The organism is Paenibacillus sp. ACRSA (genome assembly GCF_022346845.1).
GTDB lineage: Bacteria > Bacillota > Bacilli > Paenibacillales > Paenibacillaceae > Paenibacillus.
Genome location: NZ_JAKRNP010000009.1, coordinates 17536 through 33834 on the forward strand (window position 1 = coordinate 17536; position 16299 = coordinate 33834).

The window sequence follows — 16299 nt, forward strand, 5'->3', positions numbered from 1 at the left end:
ATTTATGCGAATCGTAACATCACGGATGGATCAAATCCGTACACTTGTGAATGAAATGATATTCAATATGGATAGTTCTGTTCAACGACATCAAGCTTCGGTAGACCTTTATGGGGTGTCATCATATGCGTCGATTCTTGCACTAAAGAGAGGATTAGAGCCTGAGATTAGTGCAATCGCAGGATTGCTCCACCAATTTTATTATTATAAAACGGGAATTGCTCATTACCCTGGCGTGAATAGTGCTGAGACTGTAAGACCTTTATTAAGAGACTTGCAGATCTTCTATAAGGAGGAGCAGCGTAGCATTCTACGAGCAATATTCTACCAAGATCACCTTATGCAGGTTCATGACCCTTATGATGAAATCATCAAAGATGCTGTTATCCTTCATCAGTATGTCCAACATATTGACCAACCTATATCGCAGTCCTCTGCACAAAGGCTTGTAAATACGCTTAATGAACTATCCGTTTCAATCAATCATATAGACATAGATGAGATAACTGCTACGGATAGCTGCACTCACAGCAATATCATTGATAAACGTCAAGGGTTAGCCAATATAGCGGAACAGTTAGCAGGACAAGTTATTGTTGGCATCTCGGGGGATCAACGCTATTGTGAAATTTGTCAGTATTGGCCCGATCAAGATATACATAAAGTTTTACAAGGCAATTGGTGTGCGGCGTTTGTATATCATTGCTGTATGTTAGCAGGGATTGTTCTACCTATCCGTTACCCCAGTGGAAAATACCGTTTAGCTGGAGTTGGTGCAATGTTAGAATGGTCACAACTACCAGAAACAGGTTTTTTTCACCGTGATCAAGATTATAACTTCAAACCTGAACGTGGGGATATCGTTATATATGAGAAACTGTTATCTGACGACTCGCATGATCATGTAGGGATTGTGCTTGAACTTGACGATGATATTATACTAGTCGCCGAGGGGAACAAGGATAACGAGAACTATTCTGGCATAGTGAAGAGGAGCAGAAGTCATTGTATTCTAGGTTATATCCGAATCGACAATGAATATCTTTACAGTTTTAATGGCATATACGATCCTATACTTTAATTATAACTGACAGCAACAATTCAATCGAAGAGAGGAAGAGATGTATGGTAACGATCTATGATTGGTTTGGTTATGAAGTATCGATGAAGGAACGTTATGAGTTAATTAAAGAAGCTGGATTCGATGGTGTTCTATTATGGTGGAGTGAACATTTTGGTCGAGGGGACTACCGAAGCGGGCCGCAGCTTGCAAGAGAAGCAGGACTTATTATAGAAAATATCCACGCGCCAATCCATAATGAACATGATCTTTGGACTGATAATTTGAATGGCGAAAGCGTTACCAATAGTTACTTACAGTGTATCGTGGACTGCAACGCGTATGAGATGCCAACAATGGTTGTACATCTTCCGAGTGAAGATCATCCGTACAATACATTGGGAGTAGAGAGAGTTAAGAGAATAACAGAACAAGCAGAGCAATTTAATGTAAATGTGGCGTTTGAGAATTTAAGAAACTTTACTAATTTGTCGCAGGTACTTGATCAAGTGGATTCCAAGCGGATCGGTTTCTGTTATGACTGTGGACACCACTACCGCTATTATCCTAGCAAAGATTTGTTATCTATGTATGGTTCTAGATTAATGGCAGTACATTTACATGATGACAATGGAAGTTGGGAGCAACATGGGCTGCCTTTCGATGGATCCATTGATTGGTCTACAACCATGAATCAAATTGCAGGTACAGGTTATACGGGTGCAACTGCATTAGAGCCTATGAACTGGGACTATGAAGAGTTATCCATTAGAGCATTTTTGGAGAAAGCGTTTGTTAAAGCGCAGCAGCTGGAAGCTATTAGATTGTCTAATTCATAAAAATAAGAAATGAAGCAAATCTTGAAGCATCATATGTATGAAAGAGTACAGTCAGATGAGCATTCTTTTCTAGAAAAACGGGGGGGACAATAGGTTGAATAAGCAGAGTGTACACCAAACGAACACTTTATATTGGGATACCCAAGCAAATGATTTTTTAAAAGCAATCGTACTTCCGCTATATGGAGCATTTGTATCAGAAGAAAAACATCAGCTTTTCGGCGATGTCTCTGGCAAAAAGCTGTTAGAAATAGGCTGTGGCAATGGCCAATCTTTGCAGTACCACGGAGAGCGCCAAGCGGCTGAGCTATGGGGAATGGATATTTCTAAGAATCAAATTGAAAAGACAGAGCAGCATCTAACATCATGTGGTCTTTCAGCAACATTAATCTGTTCTCCGATGGAAGAAGAATGTGGCGTACCTGTTGACTATTTCGACATCGTGTATTCAATCTATGCGATAGGCTGGACAACCGACCTTGAAGGTACCTTCAAGAGAATCGCTTCGTATTTAAGACAAGACGGAGTATTCATTTTCAGCTGGTCCCACCCTATACATAGATGTATGGTTGAAGAAAATAATAGATTTATATTGAACAAGCCTTATCATGATGAATCCTGGTATTTGGTCAATCCCGCTGATGTTCAAGGCGAGTTAACCTTATCTGATCGGACATTATCCACATATATAAATGCACTGGCTACGGCAGGGTTTGTCATTGAACAAATGATCGAAGAAACAGATCAAGAAATCCTTCAACAGCACGCTGAAGAGAATAATCTCGCAAAAAGAGCATCGATGTTTCCAGTCACCTTTGTAATCAAGGCAAGAAAACGATAAAAGACAGTATGCTAGGTGTTTACCTCATGCAAAGGAGCAAAATAGAGAATGAGTTATTACGGAGAACTGTGCACTAGAATGTATGAAGTGGATAAATCGATTGCAGAAGGCAAAGAGCTTGATTTCTACCTTTCTTTTGCTGATCGAGAAGGTATTCGTGTACTTGAACCCATGTGCGGAAATGGGAGAATGCTGATTCCTTTTATGCAACGTGGCATTAACATTGAGGGATTTGATATTTCAGAGGATATGCTTAAGGTGTGTAGGGAGAAAGGCAATGCATTAAACTTAACACCTCAGGTCTACTTTCATAAAATCGAAGAGTTTGTTGCAGTTGATCAGTACGATCTAATTATGATTCCATTTGGTTCTTTCTCGTTATTGCCAACGGAACTGATTCATCTAAGTTTAGCGAATTTGAGGGGCGCACTAAAGGAAGATGGACGTCTCCTATTAACGATTATGTTAAAAGGTAACGAGATTGAGGAGATTGCAGACTGGAGAGAAGAGAGCCAAAAGAAATTGAACGATGAGACGATTGTTTTATATAAAAAAGCTCATTACGACCAGGAGAAGTCAACACTTATCACGAGGTTAAAGTACCAACTGATTAAAGATCAAATCATCGAGAAAACCGAGATTATGGATTTTCCTGTTCGCCTTTATGATATGGAAGAGTTTGAGCAACTCCTTAAAGCCAACGGTTTTCAACATATCCAGTTACATGAGGTGAAGGATGGCTATGGGGAAGGTACTTCTTTTCATGTGTTTGCGTGTTCCTAAAATTCATAGTTTGGGGAGAGGGGTAGCTGCATGGTTAAAATCAGGTTTGCTGCAAATGAGGATATCCCTTACATTCAATCCATAGCGCACGAGACATGGACGTGTACTTATGGTGAGATCTACAATGAGGAGTACATCCGTAATTTTATCAGTAGAGCGTATTCTAGTGAAAATTTACGTTTATCTATTGAGAGAGATCTTCAGAGTGCGAAGCGAAGTTTCTTAATTGCAGAATGTAATGAGAAACCTGTTGGATACGCTCAAACCAGACAAGTGTCTGAAGAGGAGTTTGAATTGTTACGAATTTATGTAAGACCTGAGTTTCACAAAATGGGCATTGGTAATGGTTTTATTCAAGAGTACATTCAAATCTTACAACCTATTCATCAATTATTCGCATGGGTCGGCAAAGACAATCTGGTAGGTAGGGCCTTTTATGAGAAGAGAGGCTTTGTAGTAGTTACAGAAAAGACTGAAACGATCCAAGGACAAAATAAAACGCAAGTGAAGTACGTATTGCACATATCCTAACCATGAATAGGACGGAAACGATGGGTAGAAATATTATTGTTACAGGCGGAGCCATTATCCAAGACGATTGTGGAAGAATACTATTACAGAGACGATCAGATTATGGTGATTGGGGATTGCCTGGTGGCGGAATGGAAGCTGGTGAGACCATTGAAGAGACTATGATTAGAGAAGTAAAAGAAGAGACGGGGCTTACGGTTAAGCAATATGATTTACATGCGATTTATACCGGAGAACGAATGAAGTATACATATCCTGACGGCAATAAAGTTGTATTTGTAATGTTCTTGTTTAACGTGGAAGCTGACTTGGATGGTAAACTCGCTGAGGATGGCTTGAATCTCACATATAGAGATCCACAAAATGAATCCTTACAGCTTATGTTTAAGAGCATTGAAGATATTATCGTGGACGACATCAATATTGTACAAAGACCTATTTTTTATGATCTGAAAGAAGAAATTACTGATCTGTTAAGAACATGATGAAAAGACATGAGATCAACTCAAATGGATAGAATTTTTGTATGGGAGGATTAGACAAAAGATGATGTCAGTACTCTTATCATTATTGTTAGTTCGTTCACCGAAAGTAATATTTACTCTCGATGAACTTGAACAGTATAAAGAGTTATCTAAACAGATAGATCAGAGCCAATTCATTGATTATTCATTGCATTATCCTAAGTCTCGCTTTTTGCATTATTTATCTCTGACAGGCAAATACGTTTTTCACGGCTCGAATCATCATGATCTTGAACATTTTGAACCGTTTGAACAGACACTATATACTGGTGAGATTACGAAGGCGGTCTTTGCTTCTACAGAGCCGTTGTGGGCTACGTTCTTTGCTATATTTGATAGGCACAAATTAGTAGGAAGTTTCCGTAATGGATGTATCCGTGGTCGAAATAGAACATATCATTATTATTCGATTAATGAATCCACGTTTCGAAATAACCCATGGACAGAGGGCATGATATACATCCTTCCCAAATCTGAATTCCAACCATCTGGAAAAGGATTGCTTCGATTTGACGAATGGATCTGTCTTCATTCAGTGACCCCAACGTGTAAGATGACAGTAACACGATCTGATTTTCAATTGATAAATAAAGTAGCTATACATAAGAATTCTGAGTCACTTTTTAAGACTTGGATTTTATATAAAATGCGAACCTTATTTAAGAGAAATAGCCAAGATCATAGTAAAGGTGGATCTCGATATGAATGAAGCTCTCCAAACATACCTAAAGCACATGCAATGTACAGGTGATCTCAAGAAAGACATTGAAGCCTTTTTTGCAGCGCATGAAGATGATGAAACTCTGGCACATACACTCTCGGTTGCTTCCGAAGCCAAACGTGTCGCTACACTTTATGGAGTTGATCCTGCAAAAGCGGAACAGGCTGCTTTACTTCACGATATTAGCAATGTTGTTCCTGTTACTGGAATGTTGGATTTAGCGAAGAAACTATCTATTGAAATTATGTATGAAGAGTACACCTATGGTCGCATCGTGCATCAGAAACTGTCCAAAGCTATGGCGAGGGAAATCTTCAACATCACCGATCAAGAGATATTAGACGCAATCGAATGTCATACAACTTTGAAAGCAAAAGCATCTCTCTTGGACAAGGTTCTCTTCATTTCAGACAAAATTTCTTGGAAACTTCCAGGGGATCATCAATACTTACTTGATGCTAGACACAAAGTGGATGAAATGAGATTAAATGAAGGCATTCTGATTTATCTGAATCAGGTATGGGAGAATCGTTTGAAGCTAAAATTGATACATCCATGGCTAATTCAAGCACGAGCAGAGCTTATGTCTACGTTTCCTGAATTAGAAACAGAACGATTTATACTAAGACAGATCACACATGATGATGCGAAAGATATATTTCAAACCTTTTCACTGGATGAGGTTACGAAATATTATGACGTGGAGAGCTTTACGAATATTGAACAAGCAGAGAAACTCATTCAAACCTGGCATCAGAGGTTCGAGAACAAACAGGCTATTCGCTGGGGGATCGCTCTGAAGTCTGACAACCGAGTTGTGGGGACATGTGGGTTTCACGGTTGGGCGAAGAATCATCATAAGGCTGCAATCGGGTATGAGCTCACGCCACAATTCTGGCGCCAAGGGGTTATGACAGAGGTCTTAGGGAAGATCATTGAGTATGGGTTCGATACGCTTGAATTAAACCGAATTGAAGCCTTTGTTGAACCTGAGAATGTAGGCTCAAGAAGGGTGCTTGAGAAGATAGGCTTCCAAGCAGAGGGTTTACTGAAGGATAATTACTACTGGAAGAACCGATTTGTAGATAACGTCATCTATGCTTTGATTAAAAAAGACTTTAAGAAGATGACAAGATGAGTTTCATAGCGAGATGAAACGAACACTGGATAATTCTTAGAAAAAGAACGTGAAATTGTACGATATAACCGGAGATTTTATTGAGCATAAATCAATCGTACTCATAAGGAGATACAACTATGTCACTTGGACTCATCATTGTACTTGTCGTGATTTGGTATTATTATAAGTTTCCGAGGAAAGATCAGATTGATACTCAGGCCGTCCCGAACGCTTATTTTATCGAATCGAACAACGAGATGCCTATGCAAGACCATTATGAATGTGCAGCATTTTCTAGTGCTTTTGTTCTGCGACACTTTGGGGTCGAAGCCGATGGTCAGAAATTATATGAGAAGTATCCAAGAAAATTGTTGGATGGAACCATTAGTCCTAAGGGGATCATTGTCTTTTTCAAAAGATTAGGGTATGATGCGTCCTACCTTCGGGGAGATGTTAACACGCTGAAGAAGCAAATAAGTCTAGGTAACCCTGTGATTATGTTCATCCGAGTGAACCCGAAGCAACGATATCTGCATTTTGTTCCAGTTGTAGGTTATGATGAAACGCATTTTTATTTAGTAGATTCATTAAGTCATACCATTAACTGTAACGAAGCGCATTATAATAGAAAAATTGCAATTCGTGAGCTGGATGGCTTATGGAGAACTTGGCTTCCTTTTTGCCAAAATTCGTATATCGTCGTTAAGCCCAAGTAGAGTCCGTTAGTTCGTTGGATAGAGGAGCATGGATAAGAGTAGATAGAAAAAGCAGAGAAGGAGAAGTAAATGATTGTGCTAGATAAGGTTATGAACCTGTTAATTGATAGTTGCCCTTCTTATAAGGAACGATCAGAGAATTATATGAAAGAAAATTACGAAGAAGGCGAAGAAAGGCTGCTATATGTGGAAATGTCTGATTTGGCTGAACATATTGTTGCTATGTATAAGAACAATCAAACCGATGAATTTGATAAGCTATTCGAAACCATAGAACTTCTACATACTGATGGAGACAGGGATGTTAGAGTGTTAGCATCCGTAGGTCTTTTGGAGGATATTCAGAATCATATTCTACGTGATGAGAAGTTGACATTGTCAGCATTTGAGACACATCTTGGATCAGTGTCACTTGAATGGTGGACACATTTAATAAATGCTTGGGAAGGCAAAAGTGACTACCTCGGTGGACCCGTTAAGAATTAGAAGCTATTCAAATTGTACTGAGTCCTTTCCTTGAGGAGCAAACAATAGCGGAGTCGAATAACCATCTGAAAAATGGATGAAGTATTATGATGTGGGTGTTTCTTCAAGCATGTTCAATCGCAAAACGGATCAAGAAAAAGAGCTGTTCATGATTGACCTGTTTGCAAAAGTATTGAAACAAATAGCGTAGGATGATGATCAGAAGGATATGGTGAGCAATACTCACGATCTGTTAAAGCAATTCGGCATCGAAGTAGAGATTACACATATCTCGAAGAAGACCAATACATTCAGCGCGAAAGTGACGTATCAAATTCGACCTTTAAATCAGAAATCACAAGCAATCGTAGTTTATCAAGATTTGGTCAGTCATGAGACAAGAAAATGTGTATTTCAAGAGTTGAACATGTATGAGGATCTATACTTCTTAGTAGCTTCGATCACGATAAAAAACGGAGCTTGTGCTTCAGACCAAGGTTAGTTCCGCCGAAAGATGAACGTTTATGTTCATTTTTCGGCTCTTTCGTTTTAGTTACTCAAATATTTAATCCAATGAACAAGTTTTATGCCTGGCCGCATATACATTACTGAAACAGGTCAAGACTTCGGCTTTCCTAGGTAATGTATATGAACGGAGGGAGAGACATGGGCATTGAATCATCATGGATGTTTGATTTGTTTGGAACGGTCTTTCCAATTGTGTTTGTACTGATTATAGGTATCGTATTATTATCCGTGGGCAAAGAAGTGTGGAGATGGGGACGTAATAATACCGAACCCTTACTTACGGTCCCTTCACGAATTACAGGCAGGAGAATGCAGGTTAGTCAGTCGCACGCTGAATCTGGCAGTTCAGCCCGTACATTATACTACGTCACTTTTGAAGTGGAGAGTGGGGATCGTCTCGAGTTCAAAGTGAGGGGAGAAGAGTACGGTCTATGCTCGGAGGGGGATGAAGGGCGTCTTTCCTTCAAGGGCACACGTTATGTAGGCTTTGAGCGTAACAATCGACGGTATACAGAGCGTGTGCACGGATAATTCGACTGGCTTGCGCCATCACGGCGCAAGCTTTTTTTAATGTCTTTTTGGTGGACAAGCGTTTCTTAACAGGGTAAACGTGTTTTTATATATAAGAGAGGTTCTTTTTCCTAATCACTGATGCCTTCATTCGACATAGGTTTGTCAGATAAGGGTCATCCTAATTCATAGATTATAGAGGAGGAATAGTTATGTCATTCACAGATCAAGTCGTCGTTGTGACAGGAGCTGCTCAGGGGATTGGCCGGAGTGTGGCTGAGGCTTACGCCGTTGCAGGTGCAAAAGTGGTATTGGCGGACTACCAGGAAGCAGAGGGCGCAGCAGCAGCGGCTTCCATACGCAATGAAGGGGGCGAAGCCATCTTTGTTCAGTGTGATGTCCGGAAAGAGGAAGAAATTATGAACCTGATCAACACAACGCTTGAGGAATACGATCAAATTAATATATTGATTAATAATGCAGGCGTCGCTAGATGGAAATCTCCTTACGAACTCACGGTAGATGAATGGGACGATGTGCTTAATACCAATGTAAGAAGTACCTTTCTTGCTAGCCGTGAAGCGGCGAAGCATATGAAGAATAATGAACATGGAGGTGCCATCATCAATATGGCATCGACAAGAGCATCGATGTCTGAGCCTGAGACGGAAGCTTATGCAGCATCCAAAGGAGCTATCGTCGCTCTTACACATGCTATGGCAGTCTCACTTGGTCAAGATCATATTCGGGTCAATTGTATCAGTCCAGGGTGGATTGAAACAGGAAACGTTGATGAATTGAAAAAAGCGGATCATGAGCAGCATCCTGCTGGACGTGTGGGCATTCCTTCGGATATCTCCCGCGCATGTTTATATTTGTCGGATCCGAGCAATACCTTTGTCACAGGGACCAACCTGATTATTGACGGAGGTATGACTCGAAAAATGATATATGAGGACTAAAACCGGGATTTATTCAATCTGGTACGTTGACTTTAATATATAGCACACTTAAGCCCAAGTTAAGCACTTGGGCTTATTTGATTTTAATAACTCGGTTGCTATAATGAATGTGATTTTATAACAATCTACGAATGGAGGGAATTTATGTTCGGGAAATCATCCCGGAGGCTACTTTGGCTCTTACTGCTGATTGGAGGGATCATCATGACTGGCTTTGAATCGACTGCTGAGGCTAGCCCTGATGTTAGAGCTGCCTGGGTGTGGCAGGCGAATTCGATCCGTGACGGAGGAGATGAGCTGCTTGCGAATGCAGCTAAACATAAGATTAACAGACTCTATGTAAATGTGAATATGAACCTTTCAAATGAGATATATCGTGAATTCATTGCCAAAGCGACTGAGGCGGGTATTACCGTGGAAGCACTCGGAGGCGACCCATCTTGGGCGATCGAAGGTCGTGAAGGTCCTATGCTTCGATTAGCTTCATGGGTGAGTGAGTATAATCTTGCGGTGGAAGCTGCAGAAAGGTTTGACGCGATTCATCTAGATATTAAGCCTTATGTTCTACCAGCGTGGAATACGGATGCGTCAGCGTTAGTGCAATCTTGGATGAATAATATGACCTTGTTACAGAAACAGGTAGAACAGACTGGAAACATTCAGGTGAATGTCGATTTACCATTTTGGCTCAATTCTTATACAGTAGCAGGGAAAAGAACAACCCAAGATGCGGATAACGAAACGTTATCGCACTGGTTCATTGGGCGGTTTGATCATATTACTTTGCTCGTATACCGTGATACTGCACAAGGCAATAACGGAATTATTCGCTTAATTGAAAAGGATATGAACGAGGCAGATGCCCAAGGCGTATCTGTAACTGTTGGGGTGAACACCAAACCAATGCCTGGTGAAGAGTTCACCACATTTGCAGATAAAGGAACAGCCGAGCTTGAAGCTGTATTGAGTGAAGTAGCAGATTCGTTCCGTGACCACACGTCTTATGCTGGAGCAGCAGTGCATGATATTGTGTACTGGAGCCAGTTAGCTCCAGAAGATGAACCGGCACCTGCTCCAGATAATCCAGTGAGTCAACCCAAAATCCGTGGAACTTACATCTGGGAGGCTTCTCAGGTAACTAACGATGGTGGGGAGCATATTCTCGAATTTGCTAGAGAAAAAAATATTAACTTCTTGTATGTACGCCTTGACCTGGAGCAGCCGTACTCTAGCTACCGATCATTTGTGAAGCGTGCTGCGGCACAAGGGATCGAGATTCATGCTATGGGCGGTCATCCGATCTGGGGGAAAGCCGAGAATCGCCCACGTATTCAACGTTTAATTGATTATGTAACGAATTATAACGCTGAAGTTGAAGCTGCTGAACAGTTTAAGGGGATTCATCTCGACATTGAGCCTTACACCTTGCCTGAATGGCAATCAGATCGGGATACGCTGTTAAGCGAGTGGGCAGCCAATATTGCTTATTTCCACGAAGAAACGAAAAGACATGGCGATTTGGAAACGAGTGCAGATTTGGCCATCTGGCTTGATACATTTCCACTGCCAGGTAAGGACGTCTCGGTCAGTGAGTTTATGATTGACACATTAGATCATGTGTCACTTATGGCATTCCGTAATTCAGCCGAAGGCTCCAACGGCATAGCGGCTGTTGTTAGTCAGGAGATGGAGATAGCTGATCGATTAGGCAAACCGTTAATGATTTCGGTCGAAATGAAGGAGAATTTTGAAGGCAAGCACATTTCCTTTTATGAGGCAGGCGCCTCAGAGATGGAACGTCAATTAGCTTTATTACCTAACCTTCTGTCTGATTTCCAAGCTTATCAAGGTAATATTGTACATGCTTATGATTATTGGGCAGAAGCCAAGCCTTAAATAGGCGGGTTATATAGGAAATTTGATCTCCTGGAATCTCACACGTGCTGAGGTTCCGGGCTTTTTTTTGTGAAAATTCGATATCATCTTGTCACCGAATAGGCTCCTGCACAATACGATATATGGTGATGAAGAGCTGATGCAGAGGAGGAAGCAGAACATGGCTGTAATCAAAGCCAACTCAGAAGATGTCAAGCTGCTTGCAAGGCTGTTGAGAGCAGAGGCTGAGGGTGACGGTGAGCAAGGCATGTTGTTAGTCGGTAACGTTGGCGTAAACCGAGTTCTGGTGGATTGCTTGGATTTTCGGGATATCCGGGATATTAATCGCATGGTGTTCCAGAACCCCGGTGGATTCGAGTCTACGCAGAAGGGTTATTTTTATCAGCGAGCCAGACAATCCGAGATTCGACTAGCCCAGCGCGTAATTAACGGGGAGCGCATATGGCCAGCCAGCAATTCGCTATGGTTTTTCCGTCCTGTAGGCGATTGCCCGCCAACGTGGTATGACCAGCAAAATACCGGCCGTTTCAAAGCACATTGTTTCTTTAGTCCTACAGGGGATGACTGTCCAGAGGTCTATTAGTACGTATTTGTTTAAGCTATTGCTGTTAAGAAATTAATTTTGGGAGGAATCATCAATGATTAATCAGCCATATCAGCCAACACAGGTAATGGGTCAACAAGCGAATTCGCAAGTACAAGGAACAGCTTACAAAATCGGTAACGGAGCACCTTCTATGTCCCCAACACCTGGAATGGTGTCACCAAGCTCTACATCTGTTCCGCCGCTCGTATCCAGTGGCAGCCCAATGACACCTACAGGAACTGTTGTAACAACAACAGCGCCACAGTTTGAACAATCTTACATCGAGAATATCCTGCGCCTTAATCTGGGTAAATTCGGTACATTCTATATGACGTATGAAGGAAACAAAGAATGGAATGCACGGATCTTCCAAGGTATTATTGAAGCAGCAGGTCGTGACCATATTATCATTAGTGATCCAAAAACAGGCAGACGTATTATGTTGCTGATGGTTAACTTCGACTACGCAACATTTGATGAGCCGCTGTTGTACCAATATCCAGGTGTTATTGGTAACTATCCGCAAGCACCGAGCAGACGTTAGTCCTTAACATATAGGACGATAAGTAACATACCTAGAACATAGTTCTCCATAGGCTGCTTCTGAGTGTAGCGTGAATTCTACATTCAGAAGCAGTCTTTTATTTTATTGCATATCTTAAATCTCTCGCTTCGGCGTTCTAAGAAACGCCCCAGTTTAAACTCAGACATAGCTCTATCTCGTTTTATTGATCTATACTTAGAATCGGATAAAAGGATTACAGCGTTACTTTCAACTCGAATGTCTAATCTACTACAGGTTTGAAAAATTTAATTCAATGAAGTAACCTTACGATCAAGTTGTGGCACTTATAGATAAGACATGAGCATTGGAACAGAAGATGCATCATGTTTGAGACTGACAGATAGAAGATTCAATACGTTCGACATAAGGAAGGAACTGGTTAGCAGTGAAATCATGGATTGAAGGTGCTGTGCGCGGTGAGCCCGATGCGTACGAGCATCTGGTTAAGCAATTCCGGGGGATGGCTCATACGGTAGCATTCCATATACTTAAGGACGAGTTTTGGGCTGAAGATGTCGTACAGGAAGCTTTCACCGAGGCGTTCTCGAATTTGACTCGTTTGGACAAGCCTGAGGCGTTTCCTGGTTGGTTCAAAGTGATTGTAGAGAGACAATGTTACCGCTGGTTGCGACGTAAACGGCATGCCACCATTCCTGTAGAGGAGCTCTCGCATATACACAAAGAAGATCAGACGAACGATCCCGAACAGCTAATGTTACTGAAGGAACAAAATCGTATGTTGTATGATTTAATTGGGAGTTTACCCTCATCGATGCAGCTTGTTGTAGACATGTTTTATTTCAAAGGGTACTCGCTGAGCGAAATTTCAGAATTTTTGAATGTATCTGTCTCGGCGTTGAAAAAAAGATTGTTTGATGCTCGCACAAAACTTAGACGCCACATCCCTGTGGCTGACGTAACTTCCGTATTTACCAATCTCTATGAAGGAGGAAAAGGCATGCTTCATATTACGAATGGCGATCATGCAGCAGAGCGTATCAGACAGAGTGGAATTCAGGGGGAAGTTCTCGTCTGGAAAGAGCTATACCCATTTGGCCCTGTCTATCGGGACATGGCGGAGCAGGAGGGAAGAAGTAGACGTGCAGCCTATCTAGAACATGAGCTAGGGATTCCTCAATCCGTTTATTTACAAATTGCTGAGCTGGAACAGAAACTCCACTCTTTGCATAACGAAAAGGAGATTGTTTTGTGGTTTGAGTATGACCTGTATGATCAAACGATGCTATCGTACCTACTACACTTTTTCCAAGGACAATCGCTCGGAGATACTACCCTGCATCTGTTATGCATTGATTCTCATCCCGAGATTGAACACTTCCGAGGGCTTGGACAACTCACACCTAAACAAATTGGTCGCTTATCCGGGACATGGCATGTCATCGGGGCTGAGGAAATGGAAGCTGGCCGTTTGTTCTGGGAAGCATACACCTCACCGAACATCCAGGATCATATCGAGTTCTTAACCAAAGACACATCTGCTTATCCCTTTGCACAACCTGCATTTCAGGCTCATCTATCCCGACTGCCTTCGATCCAGAATGGATTGGGGATCATCGAACAGACTACCTTAGAGGCGGTCAGAGAGGGGATCGGCCATCCTTATCCACTATTCAAGCATGTTGGTGACCAGCTTCATTGGCTTGGGATGGGGGATTTGGAGTATTGGGCTCATCTACGCAGAATGTCATCTGAGCCAGATGCTTTACTTTCGCTAACGGGTGCAACGAGCTTTCCTGATTTTCAGCAGCATAGTGATGAGTTTCGGAATGCCGTTCTCTCTTTAACCCCTATTGGAATTCAGGTATTAGATGAGGATGTGGATTGGGCAAGCCTTCGAAGAGAGAAAGCTTGGTTCGGCGGGTTAAGTAACGAGGAAGGCAAGGAACCGCGCTGGCGCTGGGATGTTATATCCAAGCGTGTAATTGTAGTAGAATAATTGCATCTAAAACCTGTTTCGTACTAATCAAATATGTTAAAGAAATGGCGTTTTCATGTTATTTGTAAAAGAAAAAGCTAGTTTACGTCATTTCAGTGTCATAGGACACGGATTGACTGTGTAGTTTAGAGTTATATAATAAAAGAAGCATATCCTTGTTATTCGACACAATAAGGGCGGAGGTGGAAGTATTGGGAAGTTGAAATTGCATATGAGCGGCAGAATGGCTAATATCCTACATTTTCGAAGGAGGTGGACCTATTTGCCGAAGAATAACGGCGAATAGGATGAACATTTGAGTGACCCCTTACCGAGTATTTTAAACTTAGTATTAATCGGTTTACTTGTATTGATGAATGGTTTCTTCGTATCGGCAGAATTCGCGATGGTCAAAGTTCGCGGTAGCCGCATCGAAGCTTTGGTGGAATCAGGCAACAAAAATGCAATTTATGCTTCCAACATTGTACGTAATCTAGATGCTTATCTATCTGCGTGTCAGTTAGGGATAACGCTAGCTTCACTGGGACTTGGGTGGCTGGGAGAACCGGCAATCGCTCACTTGCTTGAGCCTATGTTTACGGCATTTGGGTTAGGTCCTGTTTATGTGCATGGCGTTTCGATTGCCATTGCTTTTGTTATTATTACGATTTTGCATATTGTACTCGGGGAACTTGCTCCCAAAACGATAGCAATCCGTAAATCGGAGACGGTCACGTTATGGTCTGCGGCACTGCTTACCTTTTTCTACAAATTAATGTATCCCTTTATATGGGCTTTAAATGGAATGGCGAACAGCCTTTTGCGTATGTTCCGGATGGCACCGGCCTCCGAACTGGATGAAGCGCATAGCGAAGATGAAATACGCATTCTGATGAAAGAAAGCAATAAGAGCGGTTTAATTGACAATACTGAATTGGCGCTTGTTGATAATATATTTGATTTTACGGCAACGACCGCCCGTGAAATTATGATTCCGCGGACGGAAATGATCTGTCTGAACGCCAATCAGTCGATGCTGGAGAATTTGGAGATCGCCAGTGAAAGCATGAGAACCCGTTATCCGGTATATAACGGTGACAAGGATCATATCATCGGTTTTATTCACATTAAAGATCTGATGAAATCTCAATTAACCGATACGATCTCGGTCATTCGTCCAATTCTTGCCGTTCCCGATTCAACACCAATCAGTGACTTGCTCAAACGCATGCAGCGAGGTAAGACACAAATTGCGATTCTGATTGATGAGTATGGAGGAACCTCAGGACTTGTAACGCTTGAGGATATTATGGAAGAGATCGTTGGTGAGATTCAGGACGAATTCGATCAGGAACGTCCTGCGATTGAGCAAGTGGATGAAATGGAATACTCGATTGATGGGCTTATGCTGATTGAAGAAGTAAGTGAGCGTTTCGGACTAGAGATGGATCGATCGGATTATGACACGATTGGTGGATGGCTATACTCCAGAGTTGAAACAATTCCGCCTGAGGTGGGACAGTCGGTAGAGTACGATGGACATCTCTTCGTAATCCAGGAGACAGAGCACAAACGAATCTCACGTGTAAATGTGATTAAGTTAGAGATGTTAGTGGAAGAAGAAGGGGCTTGATATAAGCTCTAGAAACAGTGTGCATTAATATTAAAAGTCATCTACCCACAATAATAGAAACCGTACAGTGTTGTCATTCACTG

General features: G+C 41.7%; 17 protein-coding genes. All 17 read left to right on the forward strand.

Features of this window, described 5'->3' with window-relative positions:
• Positions 1-4: 4 nt before the first annotated feature.
• The 17 genes from MH215_RS21870 to MH215_RS21955 all read left to right on the forward strand — a co-directional run bounded on the left by MH215_RS21870 (position 5) and on the right by MH215_RS21955 (position 16216).
• Complete coding sequence (locus tag MH215_RS21870) at positions 5-1081, forward strand: CHAP domain-containing protein (RefSeq protein ID WP_239293299.1); 1077 nt, start codon at positions 5-7, stop codon at positions 1079-1081.
• Positions 1082-1125: 44 nt separating this feature from the next.
• On the forward strand, positions 1126-1899 hold the full coding sequence (locus MH215_RS21875; RefSeq protein WP_239293300.1) for a sugar phosphate isomerase/epimerase family protein: 774 nt from the start codon (positions 1126-1128) through the stop codon (positions 1897-1899).
• Between the two features lie 94 nt (positions 1900-1993).
• Entirely contained in the window at positions 1994-2740 is a 747-nt protein-coding gene (locus tag MH215_RS21880; protein WP_239293301.1) for a class I SAM-dependent methyltransferase, read from the forward strand.
• Positions 2741-2788: 48 nt separating this feature from the next.
• Positions 2789-3523, forward strand: a complete 735-nt coding sequence (locus tag MH215_RS21885) for a class I SAM-dependent methyltransferase (protein ID WP_239293302.1) — start codon at positions 2789-2791, stop codon at positions 3521-3523.
• A 30-nt stretch (positions 3524-3553) separates the two neighbouring features.
• On the forward strand, positions 3554-4054 hold the full coding sequence (locus MH215_RS21890; protein WP_239293303.1) for a GNAT family N-acetyltransferase: 501 nt from the start codon (positions 3554-3556) through the stop codon (positions 4052-4054).
• 20 nt (positions 4055-4074) lie between these two features.
• A complete protein-coding gene (locus MH215_RS21895) occupies positions 4075-4539 on the forward strand; it encodes an NUDIX domain-containing protein (RefSeq protein ID WP_239293304.1) in 465 nt (154 codons plus the stop codon).
• A 740-nt stretch (positions 4540-5279) separates the two neighbouring features.
• Complete coding sequence (gene yqeK, locus MH215_RS29270) at positions 5280-6437, forward strand: bis(5'-nucleosyl)-tetraphosphatase (symmetrical) YqeK (protein ID WP_343224605.1); 1158 nt, start codon at positions 5280-5282, stop codon at positions 6435-6437.
• Between the two features lie 119 nt (positions 6438-6556).
• Positions 6557-7135, forward strand: a complete 579-nt coding sequence (locus MH215_RS21910; RefSeq protein ID WP_239293305.1) for a cysteine peptidase family C39 domain-containing protein — start codon at positions 6557-6559, stop codon at positions 7133-7135.
• A gap of 69 nt (positions 7136-7204) precedes the next feature.
• Positions 7205-7621, forward strand: coding sequence for a DUF7674 family protein (locus MH215_RS21915; protein WP_239293306.1), 417 nt, complete (start codon positions 7205-7207; stop codon positions 7619-7621).
• A 208-nt stretch (positions 7622-7829) separates the two neighbouring features.
• Positions 7830-8102, forward strand: coding sequence for a hypothetical protein (locus MH215_RS21920; RefSeq protein WP_239293307.1), 273 nt, complete (start codon positions 7830-7832; stop codon positions 8100-8102).
• Between the two features lie 164 nt (positions 8103-8266).
• Positions 8267-8659, forward strand: a complete 393-nt coding sequence (locus tag MH215_RS21925; protein WP_145047675.1) for a DUF2500 domain-containing protein — start codon at positions 8267-8269, stop codon at positions 8657-8659.
• 191 nt (positions 8660-8850) lie between these two features.
• Positions 8851-9600: an SDR family NAD(P)-dependent oxidoreductase gene (locus MH215_RS21930; RefSeq protein ID WP_239293308.1), complete on the forward strand. Its 750-nt coding sequence runs from the start codon at positions 8851-8853 to the stop codon at positions 9598-9600.
• Between the two features lie 204 nt (positions 9601-9804).
• Positions 9805-11496 (forward strand): hypothetical protein, encoded by a 1692-nt coding sequence (locus tag MH215_RS21935; protein ID WP_239293309.1) that lies wholly within the window; start codon positions 9805-9807, stop codon positions 11494-11496.
• A gap of 160 nt (positions 11497-11656) precedes the next feature.
• Positions 11657-12079: a cell wall hydrolase gene (locus MH215_RS21940; RefSeq protein ID WP_239293310.1), complete on the forward strand. Its 423-nt coding sequence runs from the start codon at positions 11657-11659 to the stop codon at positions 12077-12079.
• 55 nt (positions 12080-12134) lie between these two features.
• Positions 12135-12626 carry a spore coat protein GerQ gene (gene gerQ / locus MH215_RS21945; RefSeq protein ID WP_481857473.1) on the forward strand — a complete coding sequence of 164 codons (492 nt, stop codon included), beginning with the start codon at positions 12135-12137 and terminating at the stop codon, positions 12624-12626.
• 406 nt (positions 12627-13032) lie between these two features.
• The gene (locus MH215_RS29275; protein WP_239293311.1) at positions 13033-14604 is read left to right on the forward strand and encodes a sigma-70 family RNA polymerase sigma factor; all 1572 of its coding nucleotides are present in this window, start codon (positions 13033-13035) and stop codon (positions 14602-14604) included.
• A 295-nt stretch (positions 14605-14899) separates the two neighbouring features.
• Positions 14900-16216 (forward strand): hemolysin family protein, encoded by a 1317-nt coding sequence (locus tag MH215_RS21955; RefSeq protein WP_275446285.1) that lies wholly within the window; start codon positions 14900-14902, stop codon positions 16214-16216.
• Positions 16217-16299: the final 83 nt, after the last annotated feature.

Coding starts and splice junctions, on each gene's coding strand:
- MH215_RS21870 (WP_239293299.1), top strand. CDS start 5: ATGCGAATCGTAACATCACGGATGGATCAAATCCGTACACTTGTGAAT.
- MH215_RS21875 (WP_239293300.1), top strand. CDS start 1,126: ATGGTAACGATCTATGATTGGTTTGGTTATGAAGTATCGATGAAGGAA.
- MH215_RS21885 (WP_239293302.1), top strand. CDS start 2,789: ATGAGTTATTACGGAGAACTGTGCACTAGAATGTATGAAGTGGATAAA.
- MH215_RS21890 (WP_239293303.1), top strand. CDS start 3,554: ATGGTTAAAATCAGGTTTGCTGCAAATGAGGATATCCCTTACATTCAA.
- MH215_RS21895 (WP_239293304.1), top strand. CDS start 4,075: ATGGGTAGAAATATTATTGTTACAGGCGGAGCCATTATCCAAGACGAT.
- yqeK (WP_343224605.1), top strand. CDS start 5,280: ATGAATGAAGCTCTCCAAACATACCTAAAGCACATGCAATGTACAGGT.
- MH215_RS21910 (WP_239293305.1), top strand. CDS start 6,557: ATGTCACTTGGACTCATCATTGTACTTGTCGTGATTTGGTATTATTAT.
- MH215_RS21915 (WP_239293306.1), top strand. CDS start 7,205: ATGATTGTGCTAGATAAGGTTATGAACCTGTTAATTGATAGTTGCCCT.
- MH215_RS21920 (WP_239293307.1), top strand. CDS start 7,830: ATGGTGAGCAATACTCACGATCTGTTAAAGCAATTCGGCATCGAAGTA.
- MH215_RS21925 (WP_145047675.1), top strand. CDS start 8,267: ATGGGCATTGAATCATCATGGATGTTTGATTTGTTTGGAACGGTCTTT.
- MH215_RS21930 (WP_239293308.1), top strand. CDS start 8,851: ATGTCATTCACAGATCAAGTCGTCGTTGTGACAGGAGCTGCTCAGGGG.
- MH215_RS21935 (WP_239293309.1), top strand. CDS start 9,805: ATGACTGGCTTTGAATCGACTGCTGAGGCTAGCCCTGATGTTAGAGCT.
- MH215_RS21940 (WP_239293310.1), top strand. CDS start 11,657: ATGGCTGTAATCAAAGCCAACTCAGAAGATGTCAAGCTGCTTGCAAGG.
- gerQ (WP_481857473.1), top strand. CDS start 12,135: ATGATTAATCAGCCATATCAGCCAACACAGGTAATGGGTCAACAAGCG.